This is a genomic window from Actinokineospora lacus, assembly GCF_053813445.1.
On the sequence record NZ_JBQERA010000009.1, the window covers coordinates 264,025 to 285,514 of the forward strand.

At 71.9% G+C, this 21,490-nt stretch carries 19 protein-coding genes; 7 read left to right on the forward strand and 12 right to left on the reverse strand.

Features of this window, described 5'->3' with window-relative positions:
* Positions 1–60 precede the first annotated feature (60 nt).
* Positions 61–564 carry a helix-turn-helix domain-containing protein gene (locus ACTG9Q_RS23335; RefSeq protein ID WP_455574991.1) on the forward strand — a complete coding sequence of 168 codons (504 nt, stop codon included), beginning with the start codon at positions 61–63 and terminating at the stop codon, positions 562–564.
* Between the two features lie 409 nt (positions 565–973).
* Here ACTG9Q_RS23335 and ACTG9Q_RS23340 read toward each other — a convergent pair whose 3' ends face one another.
* On the reverse strand, positions 974–3,928 hold the full coding sequence (locus ACTG9Q_RS23340) for an AfsR/SARP family transcriptional regulator (RefSeq protein WP_455574992.1): 2,955 nt from the start codon (positions 3,926–3,928) through the stop codon (positions 974–976).
* Between the two features lie 281 nt (positions 3,929–4,209).
* Between ACTG9Q_RS23340 and ACTG9Q_RS23345 the strand changes: the two genes are divergently transcribed.
* Together ACTG9Q_RS23345 and ACTG9Q_RS23350 are read left to right on the forward strand one after the other, a co-directional pair.
* On the forward strand, positions 4,210–5,391 hold the full coding sequence (locus ACTG9Q_RS23345; protein ID WP_455574993.1) for a hypothetical protein: 1,182 nt from the start codon (positions 4,210–4,212) through the stop codon (positions 5,389–5,391).
* Between the two features lie 56 nt (positions 5,392–5,447).
* A complete protein-coding gene (locus tag ACTG9Q_RS23350; RefSeq protein ID WP_455574994.1) occupies positions 5,448–5,627 on the forward strand; it encodes a hypothetical protein in 180 nt (59 codons plus the stop codon).
* 1 nt (position 5,628) lies between these two features.
* Here ACTG9Q_RS23350 and ACTG9Q_RS23355 read toward each other — a convergent pair whose 3' ends face one another.
* Entirely contained in the window at positions 5,629–7,533 is a 1,905-nt protein-coding gene (locus ACTG9Q_RS23355) for an NB-ARC domain-containing protein (RefSeq protein WP_455574995.1), read from the reverse strand.
* Positions 7,534–7,780: 247 nt separating this feature from the next.
* Positions 7,781–8,620, reverse strand: coding sequence for a helix-turn-helix domain-containing GNAT family N-acetyltransferase (locus ACTG9Q_RS23360; RefSeq protein WP_455574996.1), 840 nt, complete (start codon positions 8,618–8,620; stop codon positions 7,781–7,783).
* A 98-nt stretch (positions 8,621–8,718) separates the two neighbouring features.
* Between ACTG9Q_RS23360 and ACTG9Q_RS23365 the strand changes: the two genes are divergently transcribed.
* Positions 8,719–10,065, forward strand: a complete 1,347-nt coding sequence (locus ACTG9Q_RS23365; protein WP_455574997.1) for an NAD(P)-binding domain-containing protein — start codon at positions 8,719–8,721, stop codon at positions 10,063–10,065.
* A 215-nt stretch (positions 10,066–10,280) separates the two neighbouring features.
* On the opposite strand, the gene ACTG9Q_RS23370 is transcribed toward ACTG9Q_RS23365, so the two are convergent.
* The 4 genes from ACTG9Q_RS23370 to ACTG9Q_RS23385 all read right to left on the reverse strand — a co-directional run bounded on the left by ACTG9Q_RS23370 (position 10,281) and on the right by ACTG9Q_RS23385 (position 13,581).
* A complete protein-coding gene (locus ACTG9Q_RS23370) occupies positions 10,281–10,421 on the reverse strand; it encodes a hypothetical protein (RefSeq protein WP_455574998.1) in 141 nt (46 codons plus the stop codon).
* Complete coding sequence (locus tag ACTG9Q_RS23375) at positions 10,422–11,225, reverse strand: sugar phosphate isomerase/epimerase family protein (RefSeq protein ID WP_455575059.1); 804 nt, start codon at positions 11,223–11,225, stop codon at positions 10,422–10,424.
* A 62-nt stretch (positions 11,226–11,287) separates the two neighbouring features.
* Positions 11,288–12,439 carry a dihydrodipicolinate synthase family protein gene (locus ACTG9Q_RS23380; protein WP_455574999.1) on the reverse strand — a complete coding sequence of 384 codons (1,152 nt, stop codon included), beginning with the start codon at positions 12,437–12,439 and terminating at the stop codon, positions 11,288–11,290.
* Complete coding sequence (locus tag ACTG9Q_RS23385; protein WP_455575000.1) at positions 12,436–13,581, reverse strand: Gfo/Idh/MocA family protein; 1,146 nt, start codon at positions 13,579–13,581, stop codon at positions 12,436–12,438. The genes ACTG9Q_RS23380 and ACTG9Q_RS23385 overlap by 4 nt, the downstream gene beginning before the upstream one ends.
* Positions 13,582–13,735: 154 nt before the next feature.
* On the opposite strand from ACTG9Q_RS23385, the gene ACTG9Q_RS23390 reads away from it, so the two are divergent.
* Positions 13,736–14,764: a LacI family DNA-binding transcriptional regulator gene (locus tag ACTG9Q_RS23390; RefSeq protein WP_455575001.1), complete on the forward strand. Its 1,029-nt coding sequence runs from the start codon at positions 13,736–13,738 to the stop codon at positions 14,762–14,764.
* On the opposite strand, the gene ACTG9Q_RS23395 is transcribed toward ACTG9Q_RS23390, so the two are convergent.
* The 4 genes from ACTG9Q_RS23395 to ACTG9Q_RS23410 are packed head-to-tail and all read right to left on the reverse strand — an operon-like array spanning position 14,727 to position 18,764.
* Positions 14,727–15,899: an MFS transporter gene (locus ACTG9Q_RS23395; protein ID WP_455575002.1), complete on the reverse strand. Its 1,173-nt coding sequence runs from the start codon at positions 15,897–15,899 to the stop codon at positions 14,727–14,729. The genes ACTG9Q_RS23390 and ACTG9Q_RS23395 overlap by 38 nt on opposite strands.
* Entirely contained in the window at positions 15,899–16,282 is a 384-nt protein-coding gene (locus tag ACTG9Q_RS23400) for a thioesterase family protein (RefSeq protein ID WP_455575003.1), read from the reverse strand. Before ACTG9Q_RS23400 ends, ACTG9Q_RS23395 begins: the two co-directional genes overlap by 1 nt.
* The gene (locus tag ACTG9Q_RS23405; RefSeq protein ID WP_455575004.1) at positions 16,279–17,424 is read right to left on the reverse strand and encodes an acyl-CoA dehydrogenase family protein; all 1,146 of its coding nucleotides are present in this window, start codon (positions 17,422–17,424) and stop codon (positions 16,279–16,281) included. Before ACTG9Q_RS23405 ends, ACTG9Q_RS23400 begins: the two co-directional genes overlap by 4 nt.
* Positions 17,424–18,764: an aspartate aminotransferase family protein gene (locus ACTG9Q_RS23410; protein WP_455575005.1), complete on the reverse strand. Its 1,341-nt coding sequence runs from the start codon at positions 18,762–18,764 to the stop codon at positions 17,424–17,426. Before ACTG9Q_RS23410 ends, ACTG9Q_RS23405 begins: the two co-directional genes overlap by 1 nt.
* Before the next feature lie 88 nt (positions 18,765–18,852).
* Here ACTG9Q_RS23410 and ACTG9Q_RS23415 point away from each other — a divergent pair, with 88 nt between their 5' ends.
* Positions 18,853–19,275, forward strand: a complete 423-nt coding sequence (locus tag ACTG9Q_RS23415) for a hypothetical protein (RefSeq protein WP_455575006.1) — start codon at positions 18,853–18,855, stop codon at positions 19,273–19,275.
* Entirely contained in the window at positions 19,268–20,044 is a 777-nt protein-coding gene (locus tag ACTG9Q_RS23420) for an IclR family transcriptional regulator (protein ID WP_455575007.1), read from the forward strand. The genes ACTG9Q_RS23415 and ACTG9Q_RS23420 overlap by 8 nt, the downstream gene beginning before the upstream one ends.
* 55 nt (positions 20,045–20,099) lie before the next feature.
* On the opposite strand, the gene ACTG9Q_RS23425 is transcribed toward ACTG9Q_RS23420, so the two are convergent.
* Positions 20,100–21,410 carry an ABC transporter ATP-binding protein gene (locus ACTG9Q_RS23425; RefSeq protein ID WP_455575008.1) on the reverse strand — a complete coding sequence of 437 codons (1,311 nt, stop codon included), beginning with the start codon at positions 21,408–21,410 and terminating at the stop codon, positions 20,100–20,102.
* Positions 21,411–21,490: the final 80 nt, after the last annotated feature.

Below are 21,490 nucleotides of genomic sequence, written 5' to 3' on the forward strand. Positions count from 1 at the left end.
TAGACGAACACCACCATTGACGGACTTGCCAATTCGACCGTCACCCCGCATTGTTGAAGCGTGCCTGGGCAGCGAAACGTGTTGTCGGCGGCAGATGTCGCGCGCGCGGTCGGACAGGAGATCCGCCGGGCGCGCTCCGCCATTGGCTGGACCAGGGCGGAACTCGTCGAACGTCTGGACTCCGACCTGCACGTGCAGACCGTGGCGGGCTACGAGCAGGGCATTCGGCATTGCACGGTGGCCCGCCTCGTGGAGATCAGCCGAGCCCTGGGCTCATCCGCACCGGAACTGCTCGCCCTCGCCCTGCAGCGCGCCGAGATCGATCTGGACCACACGGGGGTGCGGGTGGACCTGCACGCCATCGCCCGCGACCAGCGGGCCGAGCTCACACCCCTGCGGGTGTGGGCCCAGCACCGCTTGGAGCACGACGCCGAGAACTCCGGGGTCGCGACACTCGAGCCTGCGGTCGTCGAAAACATGGCGCACTTCTGCCAACTGCCCAAGACCGACATGCTCACCCTCCTGGTCGACTTCACCCCTGATCCAGTCACCCGCCCGAGGTAATTCGTCGCGGAGTCAGTGCGTGATCCACCACTCCTGAGTCGCCCCCGCACTTTCGGCGGCGGCCTCAGCTTGGGACGCCACCGCAGACGCGGTCAGCAGGGCAAACAGGAATCCGCTGACCACAAGGACCTTCCTCAACAAGGTTGCGCCTTTCTTCGTCCGCGAACAGAGATGCGGTCGACCAATGGGGACAGTGACGCCCAGGCATCGGGGCCTCCGTGGCCACGGTTCACACCTGCCTACGCGTCAAGCGGAGAGTATCAGTAGTGAGCATCGCCGCTGACTACTGGTGGCCTTGCCTACTTGTAGTCTCTATGGAGACGCTACTGCACATACAGCAACGCGTGCACCCGAACGGCTGTACGGTTTTACGACCCGATCGGGCGGGAAGAAGACCCGGGGTGGGTGTCTAGAGCCGGTCTTGGTCCAGGAAGTCGCTTCTCACCGGACGGCGGGTGTCGGGTATCGCGCCGGACAGCTCGACGAGGTGGGACTGGATCAGCGCGGCGCGGTGCGCGTCGTTCATCCGCAGGTGCAGGTCGAGCGCCTGACTCCACACCTCGGCTGCTTTGACGGGCTCCCCCTGGGCTCGCAGAACAGCGCCGAGGGCATCAAGGGCACTGGCGCGGGCGGGGACGTCATTGATGTCCGTGGCGAGGGTGATCGCCTGGCGCGCGTGCCGCTCGGCCAAGTCACGCATGCCTGCCGCGTGGTAGATGTCGGCCAGGTCGACATTGATCTTGGCGACCATGTGCTGGTCCGATGCTCCGATGATCAACAGCGCCTGCGCGCAGTGGCCTGCCGCGCTCCTGAACTCGCCCTCGTCCCGGAAGACCGCCCCGAGCTTGGCCATGCAGTCCGCCATCGCCGATGGATCGTCCACCGTCTCGGCGTAGAACCGGGCGTGGAAGAGCTGGACCTTCGCCTCCTCCAAGCGCGACATGGCGCGGAGGGCGTCGCCGAGGGCGGAGTGCGCGAAGCCCAGGAAGAGGCGGTCCTCAAGGCGGCGCGCGGCGTCGAGGCTCTCGCGGAGGAGGTCGACAGCGGCACCGGGGTTGCCCCGCATGATCTCGATGCGTCCCATGTGGAAGGCCGTGCGGCTCTTGGCCAGTAGGTCGCCAGTTTCTTGGGCGTACCGTCTGCCGAAGTTGAAGCAGTGGTACGCCTCGTCCAGGTCACCGAAGGTGATGTGGGACAGACCCAGGTCGGACAGCGACGCGGCTTCCGCCTCGCGGTGGCCGTCGGCCTTGGCTGCCGTGACCGCCGCTTCGCGGACGAGGCGGGTATCCACGTGGAACCCGTGGCGGCCGAGGTAGATGGAGGCCGCGTGGGCGATCCGCCAAGCGTGGCCGTGGTGTCCGGCGTTCGCGGCGAGGCCGATGACGGCGATGATGTTGACCCGCTCCCGGCGGAACCACTCCTTGGCGTCCGCCTCGCCCTCGATGGCCTCTATGACGACCTCGTCCTGGCCAGGCAGCGGCGGGGCCGAGGGGTCGTTGGGGTACAGGACACGGTTGGCGCGGGTCGTGGAGGCCAGGTAGTAGGCGACCATTCGTTGGTTGGCGGGCTCATGCTCGTCAGGCTCGTCGCGCGTCAGGCATCGGGCGGCGTAGTGGCGCAGCAGGTCATGGAGGCGGTAGCGGTCGCCGTGGCGTTCGAGCAGGTTGGCACCGACCAGGCGATTGAGGGCGGCGCGAACGTCGCCGGTCGGAAGGTCCGCGCAGACGGCGGCGGCCTGCGGGCCGAACTCGGGGCCGGGCAGGAGCGCGAGCCTGCGAAAAAGGCGGCGGTCGCGGTCCGTCTGGCCATGGTAGGACCAGCCGAAGACGGTCTCGGGTGAGTCGGCTCCGTCGCCGTCCTCGCCCGACTCCAGCAGCAGGCTGCGGGCCGAGGACTCCGGCAGGTGCTCGGGGGGCCAGGTGTCGAAGTGTTCGGCGAGGTGGCTCGCGGCCAGGTTGAGGACCAGGGGCAGACCGCCGCACAGATCCGTGAGGCGGTCGATGGACACGGGCGTCCGTCTGCCCAGGCTCGCGGTGAGCAGGTCGCGGGATTCCGCGGTCGACATCGGCGGCACGCTGACCCGGCGGGCGCCGGTCAGCGCGGTCAGGGTCGAGAGCCGCTGCCTGCTCGTGATCACGACCAGGCAGTCCGCCAGGAGCGGCACCAGGTTCTTGACGTGCTCGGTGTTGCGCGCGTTGTCCAGGACGACCAGCGTGTGCCTGCCCGCGAGCCGTTCGCGCAGCATCACTTCCCGGGCACGCGCGGGAACGTTGTTGTCCAAGTGCTGGCCCAAGGCGGTCAGCAGCTCGTCGACGACGGCGTGGTGGCGGGCGGGCGAGTCGCTGGAGTAGCCGTTGAGGGGGACGAACAGGTCGCCACCGGAGAAGCGGTGCCGGACGCGGTGGCCCCAGCGAACGGCCAGCGCGGTTTTGCCGACTCCCGGCATGCCGTCCAGGACAACCACGCCGCGCAGGAGCTGACCGTCGCCCGCGGTGGCCGCCGCATCGAGGCGGGACAGGAGGTCCTCACGGCCGGAGAAGTCAGGAGGGTCGAAGGGAAAGGCGCTGGGACGGATCTGTTCGGGTGGTGCGGTCTTGACCGCGGCTGCTGCTTCCCTGAGCCGGCCGCCGTGTTCGCGAAGGTGCTCGTGATGTTCGCGGAGGTGGTTGGCGGCGGCGTCGTCGCCCGAGTCGAGCAGGCGGTTTCGGATGGTGATGTAGTACTGGGTCTCGTCCTCGGTGCGACCCAATCGGTGCAGGGCGGTCAGACGGAGCCTTGCCAAGCGGAAGTGCAGTGGGTGTTCGGTCTCGATGTCGTCGATGTGCGCCAAGGCGTCGTCGCAGCGGTCGGCGGCGAGGAGGGCTTCGACCAGGTGGGCGTGGGCGGGGAGCAGCTCGTCGTGGTCGAACTTGGCGCGGCGAACCGCGGCCGCATCCGAGGGGAGGTCTTCGAGGAAAGGGCCGCGCGACAGGGCAAGAGCGTCGGCAGCCGTCTCGATCGCCTGTGCCGGGTTGGTGCGGCACTGCTGGATCAGCCTGCGGAAGCGGTGGTAGTCAATGACGTCGCGGTCCACCTCCAAGCGGTACCTGCCGTTCTTGCCGCTAATGTCGGCCACGGTCGGTATCCGGCGCAGGGACTTGCGAACTTTGGTGGCCAGGTTGTGCAGCGTGGCGGGCGGGCTCTGGGGCAGCCTGGCCTCCTCGGGCCACACCCACTCGGCGAGCTGTCCGACGGTCATCCACTTGCCCGCGTACAGCGCCAGCGCACCGAGGAACGCGCGCTGGCGCGGGGTTCCCCAGGCATCGGTGAGCGCGCCATCGATTCTGAGCGCGGTGGGGCCCAGGATGCCGATCAGTTCGCTCACCAGCTCCACCCCTAAAGCTGGGTCCCCGGACCGTGACCCACGCCCGGTGGACTACCGACAGGCAGCTCGATGCGACGCTGTGTGACAAAGAAAGTGTAGCGAGAGCCGATCGGTGAAGATACCGAAAGCGGACGGAAAGTACCGTTGCCAGTTCGCTCGACCGGTGCCCCAATCCGCGTCTCGCGGAAAGCGTTCCGCTAAACGCGCGGAAAGGGATACGCCCGTTGTACCCGTCAGCCTTGGCCCATGCCGCTTGCGGACGCGGCGTGGGGAGGGTGGAAATGACGCAATGGGTGCGTGGACCGGTCGGGACGCGCTGGTTGAGTCGGACCGGGCTGAAGACGGTGCTGGTCACGATGCCGACGATGACCGCGGGGACCCGGCTGCTCGATCTGCTGCCGGTGTTCGACGGCGATCACCGAATCCAGGTGGTGCTGACGATTCCGGAGACAGCCGACACCTGGCACGGGCTTGCCGAGTTCGTGCGCGGATGCGGTGCGGTCGTCCTTCCCTGGGGTCAGGCGATGCGCCAGGAATGGGATGTCGTGCTGTGCGCGAGCCACGATTGCATGGAGCAAATGCACGGGAATGTGCTCTTGCTTCCGCACGGGGCGGGTGCGGGCAAGTCGCGCAAGCGGAGTCGGGTCGCCGGGCCCGCTCCCGCGCCGACCACCGGGCTCGACCGCGAACTGCTGACCCGCGGCGGGCGGGTCATCCCGGCGGCGATCGCGCTGCCCACCGAGGCCGACCGGGCGCTGTTGCGCGAACGCTGTCCCGAGGCAGGTCCGCGGGCGTTCATCGGCGGGGACGTGTGCCTCGACCGGCTGCGGGCGAGCCTGCCGCTGCGCGCGGTGTACCGGCGTGCGCTGGGGATCGACACCGAGTTGGTCACGATCAGTTCGACGTGGTCGCCGGAGTCCACCTTCGGCCGCTTCCCCGAGTTGTACGAGCGGGCCGTCCGGGAACTGGCGCCCGCGCGGGTCGCGGCCGTGCTGCACCCGAACATCTGGGCCGTGCACGGCGCCTGGCAGGTGCGATCGTGGCTGGTCCGGGCGATCGAGGCGGGACTGCTCGTCATCCCGCCCGAGCGCGGCTGGCAGGCGACCATGGTGGCCAGCGACGTCGTCATCGGCGACCACGGCTCGACCAGCGGATACGCCGCCGCCATGGGGGTGCGGATGTGTCTGGCCGCCTTCCCCGACGGCAACATCCGCGGGGGCAGCGTCGCCGACCTCCTCGGACGCACAGTGCCTCGGCTCGACCTGAGCGCACCACTGGGTCCGCAGGTGGCCGCAGTCCCGCCGTGCCTGGCCGCGCCGCGGGTCGCCGCGGCCATCTCCGCCCGCCAAGGCCAGTCCCACGCGCTCCTGCGGCGGGCGGTGTACGGTCTGCTCTGCCTACCGGAACCGAACTGGCCCGCTACGGCCCCGCCTGCCCAGATCCCCCATCCCGTGCCGTGGTGAGGCGAACAATGGCGATAACCGTCCACATCAGACCTCTCGCTCCCGGAGCCTATGCGGTGTCCTGGAATGGGCCGGGAGGACCCGGCGACCTGCTGCTCGCCGACGCCGACGCCAGCGCGGCCTGGCAGGCCGTCGCCGACGTCCGGCTCCCCGTCCGCGCGGACCGCCGCGTCGCGATCGCCCGGGTCGTTCTGTCCTGCGTGGAGTCTTTACGCTGCCGGATCGACGTCGGCTGAGCTAGCGTCTCGCAAGTCGGGCGCGGATGGCGGTGGCCTTGGGGTCGCCCACCTCGTCGTAGAGGTCGGCGGCCTCGGTCAGCCAGCGCGTGGCGTTGTCGGGGTCGGCGTCGGCCATGGCGGTCAGGATCTCGGCCTGGTAGTGGGGAGAGCCGAAGCCGCGCATCGTCGTCAGGGCGGCGCTGAGGGCGCCCCGGGCGCGGTCCCGGTCGCCTGCCCGCAGGTGAGCGGCGGAGAGCATGGTGACCGCGCGGGTGTGCTGGGTCAGGTCGCCGAGTTCGGCCATGGTGGCGGCGACGGCGGTGAACTCGGTGATGGCCTCGTCGATTCGGCCCAGGGTGACCAGGACTTCGCCGATGCGGCGGCGGCACAGGGCCGTGCCCCGCGGCCTTCCCAGGCGCTCGTGCAGGTCGCGGGACCGGGTGAAGTGCTCCATGGCGCGCAGCGGATCGGTGGTGAGCAGGCCCAGTTGCTCCAGGGCGCTGGCTTCCATGGCCTCATCGCCCTCGGCGCGGGCCAGTTCCAGCGCGGTGCTGATCTCGGTGGACGCCTCGGTGGTCCGGCCGGTCTTGGTGTAGGCGTAGGCGAGCTGGACGCGCACGCGTGCCTCGGCCCGGCGGTCGCCGACGCGGTGGGCGGCGGCGGCACCTACCAGCTGCATGTCGATCCACTCGCCGTAGCGACGGGTGTGCAGGAACAGGCCCCACAGGGCCTCACAGAACTGCCAGGCCACGTCGTCCCAGGCGCGGGCGGCGGCGGTGTCCAGGGCAGCGCGCAGGTTGGCGCGTTCCCGGTCGAGCCAGACGATCGCGGCGGCGCTGTCGGGGAACCGGTCGGCGTCGACCTGGCCGTAGCGCGGGCCCAGCCGAGGGCGCAGCGGGTGGATGACGGTGTCGGCCGCGACGGCGATGTCGAGGTACCAGCGCACCATCGCTTCCCGTGCGGTGGGTGCCCCGGTGTTCATGGCGTGCAGGCGGATCAGGTCGTGCAGGGTGTAGCGGCCCTCCTCGGGCTCGGTCGCCATGCCCGCCTCCACCAGGGAGTCCAGCGCCCGCTGGGCGCGCGGCGCAGGCCAGCCCAGTCCGGCGGCCACCGCGGCGGCGCCGAACTCACGGCCGGGGTGGCGGCCCGCGCAGGCGTAGGTGGCGAGAACGTCGGCGGGCAGGGCCGCGCGAGAGAGGTCCAGGACCAGCTCGACGGAGGCGTCGGCGTCCAGGGCCAGTTCGGAGAGCCGCGTGTGCTCGGCCGCCAGGTCGGCCAGTTCGCGGGCGAAGGTGCGCCGGGCCCTGGTGGCCAGCCTGGCCCCGACGACCGAGAGCGCCAGCGGCAGCCCACCGCAGAGTCTGGCCACCGCCTCGGCCGCGGGCGCCTCAGCACTTACCCGCTCCTCCCCCACCGCCGAACGCAGCAGTCGCAGCGAGTCCCGCTCCGCCATCGGGTCGAGGTCCAGCCACCGGGCACCGTCGAGACCGAGGCCGGACAACCGGGCACGGCTGGTGATCACGGCCGCGCATTCGGGCCCGGTGGGCAGCAGGGGACGCACTTGCGCCGCCGACACGGCGTTGTCGAGCACGACGAGCAGCACGCGCCGAGCGGTCAGGGACCGGTAGAGACCCGCCCGCCGGTCCAGGTCCGCGGGCACCTGTTCGGGTGTGGTGCCCAGGGACAGCAGGAACCACTCCAGGACCGTTGACGGCGTGACCGGCTCAACGCCGCCGAGGTTGGCAAAGAGCTGTCCGTCGGCAAAGGCAGTCTGCGACCGCTGGGCCCAGCGCAGCGCCAGGGACGTCTTCCCGACCCCCGCCATCCCGCACACCACGACCGGCGCACGGTGGCGCAGCCGGTCGAGTTCGGCCAGCTCCGACTCCCGGCCGACGAACCCCGCCGGACCCGGCGGCACCTGCATCGGCACAACCGTGCCTTCGGCGGCATGGAAGTGCACTACGCCAACGGAGTGAGCCTGCACGACCTGCCCGGTCACCGATCCCTCGACGGCGTTGCGCGTCGAACCGGAATCCCCCATCTCCGGCGTGCCCATACGTCTCCACCCCCAAAGACTTGTGGCGCCTCTCCCTTCATAGTCGCTCGCACCACTGCTCGGTATAACCGGTGGTGAGTTTCATTCATCCGGCGGTATCAGTCCATAATGGAATTCAGTTGACCTGTGAGCGGCGTTCGAGGACGACGGTGTCGTGCCAGGTGCCGTCGCGCTGGGCGATGCGTTCGCGGATGCCGACGGTGCGGTAGCCGGCGGCGTGGTGCAGGGCGATGCTGGGGCGGTTCTCGGTGAAGATGGCGGTTTGCAGGGTCCAGAGGCCGTCGGCGTCGGCGGCGGTGACCTGCTTGTGGAGCAGGGTCTTGCCGATGCCGCGGCCGCGGTGGCCGTCGGCGACGTAGACGGAGGTCTCGGCGACGCCCGCGTAGCACTCGCGGGTGGAGGCGGGGGTGGCCGCGGTCCAGCCGACCACGGCGCCGTCGAGTTCGGCGACCCAGCGGTGGCCGGGCAGCCACTTGGCGTCGAGGGTCGCCCGGCTGGGCACGGTGGCCTCGAAGGTGGCCAGGCCGGAGGCGATGCCCTCGGCGTAGATGCGGCGCACGGCTGCCCAGTCCTCGGGCGTCAAGGCGCGCACGGTGACCTCGGGGGGCAGGTCCTCCGGGCAGCACGGGCGGGGCGCGAGCAGACCCATGACGGCGTCGGCGGCGTGGGGCAGACCCGCGCAGCAGGCCGCGTTGACGGTGACGATCGTGGCGGTGCCCTCCTTGCGCAGGTGCACGAATCCGACGTCGGCGAGCCTGCGGACGTGGTGGGAGCAGGTGGGCTGGCTGATGCCGAGGATCGCGGTCAGCGCGCCGACGGTGATGCCCGTCGGGCTGGTCGCCACCGCGTGCAGCAGGCGCACCCGCATGGGCTCGGCCAGGCAGGCGAACCATTCGGCGTACGTGGTCGCCTCGCCCGTGGGCAGGACCTGGACTTGCGGCAGCGCGGTCGGCATACCGCCCACTATATCGACTGACACCGATGGTTGCGTTCATCGAGCGCGCTCGATAGTCTCGCCATGTCAATCGAGAATGATCGATGGAAGGTGTGGTCATGGAGCTTCCTGTGGTGGTCGTGGGCGCGGGGCCGGTCGGTTTGGCTGCGGCGGCGGAACTGGTCGAGCGCGGCCTGACCCCGCTGGTGCTGGAGCGTGGCGCGCATGCCGGGGCGGCGGTGGCGCAGTGGCACCACGTGCGGCTGTTCTCGCGGTGGTCGGAGCTGGTGGCCCCGGCCGCCCGCAGGCTGCTGGCCCCGCGCGGCTGGACCGAACCCGATCCCGACGCGTACCCGACCGGCGCGCAGTGGGCCCAGGAGTACCTGGTCCCCCTGGCTGACGCCCTCGGCGACCGGGTGCGGTTCGACGCCGAGGTCGTCGGGGTGACCCGCCGCGGCCGCGACCGGGTGGTCGACGCGGGCCGGGACAGCGAGCCGCTGGTGGTCCGCGTGCGCGGCGACGAGCGGATCACCGCCCGCGCGCTGATCGACGCCTCCGGCACGTGGGGCTCACCGAACCCCCTCGGCGGCGACGGCCTGCCCGCGGTCGGGGAGCCCGCGGCCGCCGACCGCGTCACCTACCGGGTGCCCAACCTCACCGACCCCGCGGTCGCCGAGCGCTACGCGGGCAGGCACGTCGCCGTCGCGGGCAGCGGCCACTCCGCCTTGACCGCGCTGGTGGCCCTCACCAGCCTGGCCGAGCGCCACCCGTCGACCCGAGTCAGCTGGCTGCTGCGCCGGGGTGCGGTCGGCACCGCCTTCGGCGGCGGCGCGGCCGACCAGCTCCCCGCCCGCGGCGCCTTGGGCCAGCGCGCCAAGGCCGCCGTCGGCGCGGGCCGCGTCACCGTCGTCACCGGCTTCCGCACCGCCGCCGTCGAACGGGACGCGGACACCCTGACGCTGGTCTCCGACGAGGGGCAGCGGGTCGGCGACGTGGACGAGGTCGTCGTGCTGACCGGGTTCCGGCCGGACCTGTCATGGCTCTCGGAGATCCGCTTGGCGCTCGACAGCACCCTGCAGGCCCCGCTCGCCCTCGCCCCGCTGATCGACCCGAACGCCCACTCCTGCGGCACGGTCTACCCGCACGGCGCGGCCGAGCTGAGCCACCCCGAGCCCCACGTCTACCTCGCCGGGATGAAGAGTTACGGTCGCGCGCCCACCTTCCTCGCCCTGACCGGGTACGAGCAGGTCCGCTCGATCGTCGCGGCCATCGCCGGGGACCGGGCGGCGGCCGAACGGGTCGAGCTGGTCCTGCCGGACACGGGCGTGTGCGGCGGGTCGGGGCTGTTCGACGCGCCTGAGGATGCCGGGGCGAGCGGCGGCGGCTGCTGCGCGCCGAGCGCACCACAGGTGCTGTCACTGTCCATGCGGGCACTGTCCACGGGAACACTGTCCACTCGGGCCTGATCGATCGCGGTGATGACGGTCATCTGTCCTCCTTTGCCGGCAACGCCCACTTTCGCGAACGCGGGTTAGGGAAGTGTCAGCGGAATGTTCGAGTTCGGTAAGGACTCGAATCCAGTCCTCGCAGGACCTTGAGACGGGTGCTCATCACCCCGCGCGCCACCGAGATCACCAGCTGGGTGTGCTGTTCCACACCTTCCCGGTGCTCGCGCCCCGCATCACCGCCACCACCGGCTGGTCAACCCCAGCGGGCAGTTCGCCTCCGCCGGGTCGACATCCCCGTCGGCCGCCTGCTGGACCGCAGCGGGCCACGGGGTGATGACCGCGGGCACGGTCGCCGCCGCGCTCTCCCTGGTCACCTACCCGAGGTACGGCTCCACCAGCTCGACGTAGCGGCGCGCCAACGTGGCGACGACGTCGGCGCCGGGGGCGGCCCAGATGTCGGCGTTGAAGATCTCCACCTCGACATCGCCCGCGTAGCCCGCCGCGGCGACGGCCCCGGTGAGCGCGGCGAAGTCGATGTGGCCGTCGCCGACCATGCCGCGGCTGAGCAGGGTGTCGGCGGGCAGCGGGGTGATCCAGTCGCCGACCTGGTAGGACAGCACGCGTCGGCCCGCGCGGGCGATCTGGTCGAGCACGCCGGGCTCCCACCACACGTGGAAGGTGTCCACGACGACACCCACCGCGTCGACGGGGTGCTCCTCGGCGATGTCCAGCGCCTGCGCCAGGGTGGAGATGACGCCGCGGTCGGCGGCGAAGATCGGGTGCATCGGTTCGATGGCCAGCCGGACCCCGCGCTCCCGGGCGGGCTCGACGAGGGCGGCCACGGCGTCGGTGACGCGGCGGCGGGCGCCGTCGATGTCGCGGTCGGGCAGGCCGCCGGGGACGAGCACGAGCACGTCGGTGCCCAGCTCGGCGGCCTCATCGAGGGCGGCGATGTTGTCGGCGTGGTTGTCACCCCCGGTGAAGAAGCCCCCGCGGCACAGCGACGACACCCGCAGGCCCGCGTCCCGGACCATCCGCGCGGCGGCGGCCAGCCCCACGTCGGCCACCGGTTCGCGCCACAGCCCGATGGCCCCGATCCCCGCGGCCACGCACCCGTCGACGGCCTCGGCGACCGACCACCCGGCGGTGGTGCGCTGGTTCAGCGACAGCCGGGCCAGCCGCGGGTCACCGGGTCGAGGCGTGGGGACGCGGGCGGCGGCGCCGGAGGGGACGTCGGCGGTCACCGGAGGGCTCCAGCCGTGGTCAGCCAGGAGCGCAGCCGGTGGACCGCCAGGTCGGGGTCGGGCAGGAGGCGGGCGGCGTTGGCGAGGGCGAACACCTCGGCCAGGTGCGGGACGCTCCGCGCGGACTGCAGCCCGGCGATCATGGTGAAGCCGGGCTGGTGCCCGCACAGCCAGGCCAGGAAGGCGATCCCGGTCTTGTAGTAGTACGTGGGCGCGCTGAAGATGTGCCGCGACAGCGCGAGGGTGGGCGCCATCTCCGCGTCGTAGGTGTCGAGGTCGCCGCGGTCCAGGGCGGTGAGCGCGGCGGACGCGGCGGGGGCGACGGCGGCGAACGCGCCGAGCAGGGCGTCGGAGTGGTGCTCGCCGTCGCCGCGGATCAGCTCCGGGTAGTGGAAGTCGTCGCCGGTGTACAGGCGCACCCCCGGCGGGAGAACGGCGCGCAGGGCGCGTTCGTGGTCGGCGGAGAGCAGGGAGACCTTGACGCCGTCGACGCGGTCCGCGTGCTCCCTGACGATGTCGAGGAAGGTGGCGGTCGCGGTGGGGATGTCCCGGGAGCCCCAGTAGGCGGCCAGGTTCGGATCGAAGGCGGCGCCGAGCCAGTGCAGGATCACCGGTTCCCGGACCTGGCGCAGGATCGCGCCGTACACCTTGTGGTAGTCCTCGGCGGAGCGCGCGCTGCGGGCCAGGTGGCGGGAGGCCATGAGGATCACCCGGGAGCCCGCGGACTCCACGAAGGCGACCTGCTCCTCGTACGCCGCGACGACCTCGTCCACCGAGAGCTCGCCGCTGACGTGGTCGGTTCCCGCTCCGGAGGCGATCAGGGCGCCGAAGGCGCGGGCCTGCTCGGCGCTGCGCCGGATCAGCTCCCGCACCGCGGCCCAGTCCAGCCCCATGTTGCGCTGGGCGGTGTCCATGGCCTCCGCCACGCCCAGGCCGTAGCGGAACAGGTGGCGGCGGAAAGCCAGCGTCGACTCCCAGTCCACGCGGGCGGGCGCGGCCGGGGTGTTGTCCCCGACGGGGTCGGCGGCGACGTGCGCCGCGGCGAAGGCCACCCGTGAGGAGTGGGCCGAGGGGTGCTCGACCCACGCGCGCGGCTCCTGGAGGACGACTTCGGTCCAGCCGCCCTCCACCGGGATGAGCACGCTCACCGCGCACTCTCCCCGGACAGCCGGATACGGCGCCCGTGTTCGGAGGACTCCATGCCCGCCTTGGCCAGCCGCAGCCCGCGCACGCCCGCCGCCAGGTCGTACGGGTGCGGCCTGCCGAAGTGCACGTCCTGCAGGAAGCGCTCCCACTGCGCGCGGAAACCGTTGATGAACACCTGGTTGTCCGGCACCTCGTCCCACTGGGCGCGGAAGTCCTCGGTGGTCCGCTCGTCCGGGTTCCACACCGGCATGGGCGTGCGCACCCGCGGCTGCACCCGGCACCCGAACAGCCCGGCCACCGCCGACCCGTGCGTGCCGTCCACTTGGAACTCCACCAGCTCCTTGCGCTCCACCCGCACCGCCCACGACGAGTTGACCTGGGCGATGATCCCGCCCACCAGCTCGAAGATGGCGTACGCGGCGTCGTCGGCGGTGGCCTGGTAGCGCTCGCCGTTCTCGTCCCAGCGCTCGGGGATGTGCGTGACCGCCCTGGCGGTGACCGCCTCCACCGGGCCGAACAGGTTCTCCATCACGTAGTTCCAGTGGCAGAACATGTCCAGCACGACCCCGCCGCCGTCCTCGGCCCGGTAGTTCCAGCTGGGCCGCTGCGCGCGCTGCAGGTCGCCCTCGAAGACCCAGTACCCGAACTCGCCGCGCACCGACAGGACCCGGCCGAAGAACCCGGCGTCGATGAGCCGCTTGAGCTTGAGCAGCCCCGGCAGGTACAGCTTGTCGTGCACGACGCCGTTGACGATGCCCGCCGCGTCGGCGGCGCGGACCAGCTCCCCGCCCTCGTCGACGGACATGGCCACCGGCTTCTCGGTGTAGACGTGCTTGCCCGCGGCGATCGCCTTGCCGATGGCGTCCTTGCGCTCGCTGGTGACCACGGAGTCGAAGTAGATCGGCGCGTCGTCCTCCAGCGCGGCGTCGAGGTTGGTTTGCCACTCGGCGATGCCGTGCTCGTCGGCGATGCGCGCGAGCTTGTCGGCGTTGCGGCCCACCAGGACCGGCTCGACCTGGAGCCTGCCGCCGTCGGGCAGGACGACGCCGCCCTCGTCGCGGATGGCCAGCACCGAGCGCAGCAGGTGCTGGCGGTAGCCCATTCGGCCGGTCACGCCGTTCATCAGGATGCGGTACGTGCTCATGCTCGCTCCCTCGGTGTCCCGCCCGGACGCGGATCGACGCACGACGGTGTAAGCGCTTTCGTAAGCGCTTACGGTACGATAGGGCGGACCGGTCGGCGGTGGCAAGTGCTCCCCCGACATCATGGTCTCGTCAACATCGGGCAAGGGATGGCTGATGGCACAGCGACGGGCGCGGCTGATCGATGTCGCGGAGGCGGCCGGGGTGTCGATCGCGGCCGCGTCCAGGGCGCTGTCGGGATCGCCGGGGGTGAGCGACACCATCGCCGCCAGGGTCCGCGAGGTCGCCGCCGAGATGGGCTACGTGGCCAACGTGCACGCCCGCACGCTGGCGGGCGGCGCGAGCACCACCATCGGCCTGCTCGTGCACGAGATCGGCGACCCCTACTTCGCCGAGATCGCCAGCGGCGTGCTGCGCGTGGGCGCCCGCCAGGGGCTCACCGTGCAGATCGGCCACACCGGCCGCGACCCCGACAGCGAGCTGGCCCAGATCCGCGCCCTCGCCGCCAACGGCGTCCGGGCCATCATCATCGCCGGGTCGGGGTTCGTCGACCCGCGCACCCAGGCCCCGGCGAAGGCCGAGCTGCGCGCGTTCCAGGCCGCGGGCGGGCGGGTCGCGGTGATCGGCCGCCACCACTTCGGGGCGGACGCCGTGCTCCCGGACAACATCGCGGGCGGGCGCGACATCACCGCGCACCTGCTCTCGCTCGGCCACCGCCGTATCGCCTTCGCCGTCGGCGCCCGCGCGCTGAACACCGTGGCCGACCGCCTGACGGGCGCCGCCGAGGCGCTGGCCGCGGCGGGCCTGTCGCTGGAGGACCTGCCGGTCGTGGAGGAGGAGTTCACCAGGGTGGGCGGGCGGCGCGCCACCCACGCCATCCTCGACGCCCACCCCGAGGTCACCGCCATCGCCGCGCTGAACGACGACATGGCCATCGGTGTGCTCGCCGCCCTGCGCGCCCGCGGTCTCACCGTCCCCGGCGACATCTCGGTCTCCGGTTTCGACGACGTCGCCGTCGTGGAGTACCTGTGGCCCGCGCTGACGACGGTCCGCCTGCCCATGGCGGAGATGGGCGAGCAGGTGCTGGAGCTGGCGCTCAAGTCGCCCTCGGCCCGCGTCCGCCGCCGCTACGCCTCCCACACGCTCGTCATCCGCGACTCCACCGCGCCGCCGCGGGCGGCGTAGGCCGGTCGGTGGCGAGGGCGACCACGGCGCCCAGCGCGATCACCGCGCCGGTGAGGGCGACGACGACCCCTGGCGGCACCACGGTGATGAACTGGGCGGGGACCAGGCCCGCGGCGCCGAACCCGATACCGATGGCCGCGTACTGCAGGGAGAACCCGGTCGAACGGCGCTCGGGCGGCAGGACGCGCTCCAGCTGGAGGGAACGGCCCAGGGCGGCAGGCCCTTCGAGCAGTCCGGCGACTCCATAGAGGGCGACAAGGGCCACCGGACCGGACAGCAAGGGGGTCAAGGCCAACACCGCGCCAAGAAACAGCACCGCCAAGTCGGCGTGCTGCTCGGGACGCCACGGCCAGGTCCGACCGCTGTAGGCCACGCTGCCACAAATCGTGCCCACGGCGAACACCGCCAGGGCCACCGGGGCGACCTCCCCCAGCATCGGCACCACAGCGATGGTCAGGATGCCGAAAGCCAGGCGCCACAAGGCGGTCAGGGCCAGCGGCCGGGCCAGCAGCCGGAGCAGCGGGCCCAGGCGGTCGTGCCGCGAACGCTCGCGCACGCGCCCACCACGGGGCAGGCCGAGAGCGCAGGCCGCGCCCACCGCGGGGGTGACCGCCAACAGGACGAGCGCGGCCGGGGTGGACACCAGCGCGGCGAGGCCGCCAACGGCCAGCGGGGCGGCCACCCACGAGGTCTGGTTGAGCACCGAGTCCACCGCCAGCGCCCGCGCCAACCCGCCCGCGGGCACGATCCCGGTGAGCGCGGCCCGCAGCCCGCCCGGCGCGCCCGCCGCGACCGCGCCCGCCAGCACGGCCACCGCCACCAGCCAAACCGGACCCGAGCCGGAGGCCACCAGCACGGCGAACAGGGCGAACAGCACGGCCTCTGCCGCCAGCGAGACGGCCAGCCCGCGCCGGGGCGAGAAGCGGTCCATCGCCGCGCCCGCAGAAGACGCCGCGACGACCTCGCCCAGGGTGTGCCCGGCGACCAGCGCGCCGCCGACCGCGGCCCCGCCGCCGACGTGGTAGCCGGTCAGCATCAGCGCAAGGGGGGCCATCGCGACCGGCAGGCGGGCACCGAGGGTCGCGCCCGCCCAGAAGCCCCAGCGCGGGGCGGCCACGACCGAGCGGTAGCCCACTAGCCCAACCTGGCCAGGAACCGGGCCCGATCGATCACCGCCCGCTTGTGCGTGCCGCGGCTGACCACTGTGCCGTCGGCGTTGGACACGGTGAACACCACGTCGATGGACTTGCCGCGCCGCTCGATCTCCACGCCGTAGGTCACGGCCTCCCCGAGCTTGCTCGGCGCCTCGTGGCTCATGGTCACCGCGGCGCCGACAGTCATCTGGCCAGGCTCCAGCGTCGCGGCCAGCGTCTCGACGCAGGTCTGCTCCATCAGACCGAGGATCGACGGCGTGGACAGCACCGTCAGCCCCTCGTTGCCCCACTGGGTGGCGCAGTCCCGCTCGCGCACCACGTGGGTGGCGTTCCCGGCCAGCCGGACCATCTCGGTGGAACTCATCGGTACCGCCTGACCACGTCGTTGTAGATGTTCTTCTTCTGCATTTCCGTTGTCCCGCCCGCGATGCGGATGGCGACCGCGTCACGCAGCCTGCGCTCGATCCCGCCGCCGCGCATGTAACCCTGGTGGCCGTAAACCTGAATCAGCTCCACCGCTGAGGACACCGCGCCCTCCGACGCGGCGATCTTGGCGCACGACGCGAGGGAGCTGTACGCCGAGTCGCCCTTCACCAGCGCGTCCGCGGCGGCGTAGGCCAAGTGCCGGGACGTCTCGATCGTCATGCGCATGGTGACGACCTTGTCCTGGATGTACTCGTGGTTGCCGATCTCGGTGCCGAACGCCCTGCGGGTGGTGACCCGGTCGATGACGTCGGGCAGCAGGCCCTCCAGCTGGGCGGCGACGACGACGCCGTACATCAGCCGGTCGAAGGCCAGGAAGGAGTACAGGGTGTTCAGCCCGTCGCCCGCGGGCCCGACGATGTCGGCCTCGGTGACCGGGACGTCATCGAGCATGATCGGGCCGGTGGGACTGGTCCGCTGGCCGAGCAGGTCCTCGTGCGGACCGGTGCTCAGCCCCGGCACGCCGCGGTCGAGCACGAACAGCGTGATGTCGCGCGGGGCCAGCTCGGCGAGCCTGCCCACGACGAGCAGGTGATTCGCGACGGGGGCGTTGGTGATGTGGCTCTTCCGCCCGGACAGCAGCAGCTTCCCGTCATCGCCGCGCACGGCCCGCGTGCCGACGGCGGCCACGTGCGAGCCGCCCTGGGGCTCGGTGGCCGCGGTCGCGCCGACCGCACCCGTGGCCAGCGCGGGCAACAGCCTGCGCCGCTGGTCGTCGGTGCCGTGTTCGAGCAGGACGTGCATCAGGCCCGCGTGCGCGACAGCGGAGAGCACGAACCCGGAGTCGTCGGCGCCCACGGCCAGGCCCTCCAGCCCGGCAAGGAATTCCCACAGCGTGCCACCCTCCCCTCCGAGGTCGACCGGCAGGTGGGAGGTCCAGAAACCTTCCTCGGCCAGGCGGGTCCACAGCTTCGGGTCGAACCGGCCGTCCTCGTCGCGCTCCTCGGCGCCGGGTGCCACCACCTCGGCGCCGAACTGCCGGAACCGCTCACGACGCTCGCACTGTCTTGCCGTCCACGGCATCAGAGATCCCCTCGGTCAGCGATCGCGGCGAGCGTGTCGCTGACCGCGTCCACAAAGAACTCCAGGTCCGCGGCCGAGGTGCGGGTGGAGACACAGCCCATTCCGCGCGGGGCCACGATCGCCCCCCTGGCGAGCAGGCCGAGGAAGAACTGGTGCTGCATGGCCGCGTCCACGGCCCAGGTGTCGCGATAGCACCGCACCTCTCGCGGACCGATGTGCAGCGCGAACAGCGAGCCGACTCCGGTCACCGCCGCCGGGACCGGCGCGTCGGCGAACCGCTCGACCAGCGCGGCGCGCAGGGCGTCGCCCGTCTTGTTGAGGGCGGCGATGGCGGCGTCGTCGAGTTTGCCCAGCGTCACCACGCCCGCGGCGAGGCTCATCGGGTTGCCGGTGAAAGTGCCGCCTTGGTAGAGGGCGGGGCCGCCTGAGCGGGCGTCGTAGACATCGGTGCCGCCCTGGGGTTCCAGCAGCGCCATGATCTCCGCGCGGCCGCCGTAGGCCCCGATGGGAAAGCCACCGCCGATGACCTTGCCGCTGGTGGTGAGGTCGGGGGTGACCTCGTAGAGCGCTTGGCCGCCGCCGACGGCCAGGCGCAGGGTGATCACCTCGTCGAAGATGAGCACGATGCCAAGTTCGTCACAGGCGGCGCGGACGGCACGCAGGTAGTCCGGCTCGGCCGGAATCATGCCGCCGACGCCGAGCACCGGCTCCAGGATGACCGCGGCCAGCTCCTCGGCCCTCGCGCGCAGGATCGCCAGCGTGTTCTCGGTGTCGTTGAAGGGAAGGACGACCGTGTCGGCCACCCGCGATGCCGGGATGCCGCGCATCTCGGCCACCGAGGCCGGGGCGTGCGCGGGCCCGGCCAGGTCCGGCGCGGGCCGGACGCTGACCATGACGTCGTCGATGGTGCCGTGGAAGCCCCCCTCGGCTTTGGCCACCCGCGGACGTCCGGTGTGGGCCCTGGCCAGGCGCAGCGCGAACATCACCGCCTCGGTGCCCGACCCGGTGAAGCGCACCCGATCGACACCGGGGACGCGGTCGACGATGAGTTCGGCCAGGTCGCGCTCCAGCGTGCGGGAAAACGACAGAGCGGTCGGGTTGTCCTGGCCGCGCCGGATGGCGTCCACGATGTCCGGATCGGCGTAGCCGAGGGGAAGTGCGGTGTAATTGGCGAGGAAGTCTCGGTAAGTGTTGCCGTCCAGGTCGCGCACGGTGGCACCGTCGCCGGACTCGACGTAGATCGGGTACGGCGGCCATGAGTTCAGGCTGCGGGTCGCACCAGCCGGGATCAGGTCCCTGACGCGCTCGAAGTGCGCCCGTGACGCCCGCGTGCGAGCCATGTACCCATTGACGATCTCGTCACTCGACAACGGAGACCCCCGCGTTCCCACTGGAGTGGGGCTCTGCTGCGTTGCGCGGCCCTCAGTGATGGCGACGCTACCGAACACTCTGCCAGCCCACAATCACCCACTGTTCGCATTGACACAGCGTCGAAACACCCGATCAGATACCGAAGACGAGTCGGCGCATGGCGGCGTGAATATCCCCTTGCTGCCCCAACCCGACCTCGACAGTCCCCTCATTCCATCCACAGTGGACCTTTGCGGATCTGCGACGCCACAGACGGCGGCGGACAAGGCCGCGGCGTGGGCGTCGCAGGGCGTGCCGGACATCGCCGGCCTGCTCGCGCCGCCGATCGTGTCCACTGTGGCCCTGGTGGTCCACACCGCGTTGCCTGGTGCCGGGGTCGGCGTGGGTGGTGGCGCCCTTCGCGGTTCACCCACCGGTCCGGCCGCACCGACTGATCTGATCTTCACCGCGCCGGTGTGCCAGGATTCAATGCGTGGCTGACGAGCGGGAGGCCGGATCGCGGTCGGGAGCGCAGGCGATCGAGCGGGCCCTGTCGGTGCTGGGGTGTTTCGGGAGCGGCGAGCGCGCCCTGGGCATCAGCGAACTGGCCAGGCGCACCGGGCTCACGGTGAGCACCACGCACCGGGTCACCAGGGCGCTGGCCGAGGGCGGCCTGCTCATGCAGGAGCCGCGCGGCGACCGCTACCAGCTCGGCCCCACCCTGGCCGTGCTCGGCGCCCGCGCCGCGGGTCAGCTGGGCTACGTCGAGGCCCGGCCGCTGCTGGCCGAACTGGCCGAGAGCACCGGCGAGTCGGTCAACCTCGGCATCCGCACCGGCCGCGACGTACAGGTCGTCCTGGACGTCCCCTCGCACCAGCCGCTGCGCTTCGACCAGGCCGCGGGCACCCGCGTCCCCCTGCACACCTCGGCGATGGGCAAGTGCCTGCTGGCCGCCGCCGAGGACGTGGAGGGCGAGACCCGCTCCCTCGGCGCGCTGGCCCGCCACACCTCCCGCACGGTCACCGACCCCGACGCCCTGCTCGCCGACCTCCACGCCGTCCGCGAGCGCGGCTGGGCGCTCAACGACGAGGAACGCCACCCCGGCGTCCGGGCCGTCGCCGTCCCCGTGCGCACGACCACGGGGGTGGTCGCCGCGCTCGCCGTCCAGGGCCCCGCGGTCCGCGTCACCGACGAGCGCTTCCCCGCCATCGTCAACCAGCTCACCCACACCGCCCGCCGCGTCGCCCCGCTCCTCGCCACCGCCCGCTGACCTGTCAGCTCCGGAGCCGATGCCGACCACCCGCTCGGGTCGACCGCCGCGGTGCTCAGCGCCAGCCGACGTCGATCCGCGCGCCGCGGCGCTCGAAGAAGTGCAGCAGGCCCAGCCGCACGCCGATGGTCATGTTCTCCCCCGGCGAGGCCCGCACCCGCGGCGGCAGGCGCACCGTCAGCTCCGCGGGACGCAGGTGGTGGCGGCCCGCGTGGCCGGTGTCCTGCGCCGCGTCCTCCTGGGGGCGCTCCTGGCGGGTGACCCGGTCGAGGAGGCGGGAGAAGACCGTCTCGGTCTTGCGGGCGTGCCTGCGGGTGGCCACCGCCGCGCTGGGCTTGGCGATCTCCGCGTCGAGGTCGATCTCGGTGGCGCCGATGTCGACGAAGGCCAGCGACTCGTGGCCGTGGTGCTCCAGGTGCCCGATGGTCCCGCTCAGCGACTGCCCGCGGCGGGGTTCGGCGATCGGGGCGAGGGCCTCGGCGCGCACCCCGACGACGATGGACTCGCCGTGGTAGTGCGCCAGCTCGCGGGCGCGCGGGTCGGCCCACGGGATGGACAGCTGCTGATCGCCCACGCGCAGGGCGACGTGGCTGTTGAGGTAGACGTAGACGAACGCCTCCAGCAGCGTGATGCGCGGGGTGCCGAGGAAGGCGGCGACGAACATCGTCGCGGGCTTGTCGTAGACCCGGCCGGGGGCGCCGACGTCTTGCAGGACACCGCCGCGCAGCACCGCGATGTGGTCGGCGAGGGTGAGCGCCTCGGTCTGGTCGTGGGTGACGTAGACGGTCGTCACGCCCAGCGAGCGCACCATGGCCGAGATCTCCGCGCGCAGCTCCGCCCGCAGCCCGCTGTCGAGATTGGACAGTGGCTCGTCCAGCAGGAACAGCCGGGGCTGGCGGACGAGCGCGCGGCCCATCGCCACCCGCTGGCGCTGCCCGCCGGAGAGCTGGTGCGGCCAGCGGCTGAGCAGTTCTCGCACGCCGAGGGCGGCGGCGGACTCGGCGACGCGCTCGCCCTGGGCGGAGACGTCCATGCCGGAGATGCGCAGCGGGAAGGCGATGTTCTCCCCCGCGCGCATGTGCGGGTAGAGCGCGAAGTTCTGGAACACCATCGCCACCTGCCGCTCCTTGGGCGTGAGGTGCCCGGCGGCCATGCCGTCGAGGAACACCTCGCCCTCGGTGGGCGACTCCAGCCCGGCGATGATCCGCAGCAGGGTGGACTTGCCGCAGCCCGACGGGCCGATCAGCACCATGAACTCGCCGTCGGCGATGTCGAGCTCGACGCCGTCGAGCGCGACCGCGCCGCCGGGGAACACCTTCGTGATGTCCCGAAGTCCGATCCTGACCAAAGTCGCCTCCAACAGCATCGGTGGATGCGTCTGAATCGAAACTCTCGCCAATCGGATGGACGCATGCAATCCCCCGAATGCGCTAAGCACCCTGGGTG

What these genes read in the sequence shown, in the direction of transcription:
- ACTG9Q_RS23345 (WP_455574993.1), top strand. Translation starts at nt 4,210, where the DNA reads ATGACGCAATGGGTGCGTGGACCGGTCGGGACGCGCTGGTTGAGTCGG.
- ACTG9Q_RS23355 (WP_455574995.1), bottom strand. Translation starts at nt 7,533, where the DNA reads ATGCAGGTGCCGCCGGGTCCGGCGGGGTTCGTCGGCCGGGAGTCGGAG.
- ACTG9Q_RS23360 (WP_455574996.1), bottom strand. Translation starts at nt 8,620, where the DNA reads ATGCCGACCGCGCTGCCGCAAGTCCAGGTCCTGCCCACGGGCGAGGCG.
- ACTG9Q_RS23365 (WP_455574997.1), top strand. Translation starts at nt 8,719, where the DNA reads ATGGAGCTTCCTGTGGTGGTCGTGGGCGCGGGGCCGGTCGGTTTGGCT.
- ACTG9Q_RS23385 (WP_455575000.1), bottom strand. Translation starts at nt 13,581, where the DNA reads ATGAGCACGTACCGCATCCTGATGAACGGCGTGACCGGCCGAATGGGC.
- ACTG9Q_RS23390 (WP_455575001.1), top strand. Translation starts at nt 13,736, where the DNA reads ATGGCACAGCGACGGGCGCGGCTGATCGATGTCGCGGAGGCGGCCGGG.
- ACTG9Q_RS23400 (WP_455575003.1), bottom strand. Translation starts at nt 16,282, where the DNA reads ATGAGTTCCACCGAGATGGTCCGGCTGGCCGGGAACGCCACCCACGTG.
- ACTG9Q_RS23405 (WP_455575004.1), bottom strand. Translation starts at nt 17,424, where the DNA reads ATGCCGTGGACGGCAAGACAGTGCGAGCGTCGTGAGCGGTTCCGGCAG.
- ACTG9Q_RS23410 (WP_455575005.1), bottom strand. Translation starts at nt 18,764, where the DNA reads ATGGCTCGCACGCGGGCGTCACGGGCGCACTTCGAGCGCGTCAGGGAC.
- ACTG9Q_RS23415 (WP_455575006.1), top strand. Translation starts at nt 18,853, where the DNA reads ATGGCGACGCTACCGAACACTCTGCCAGCCCACAATCACCCACTGTTC.
- ACTG9Q_RS23425 (WP_455575008.1), bottom strand. Translation starts at nt 21,410, where the DNA reads ATGCTGTTGGAGGCGACTTTGGTCAGGATCGGACTTCGGGACATCACG.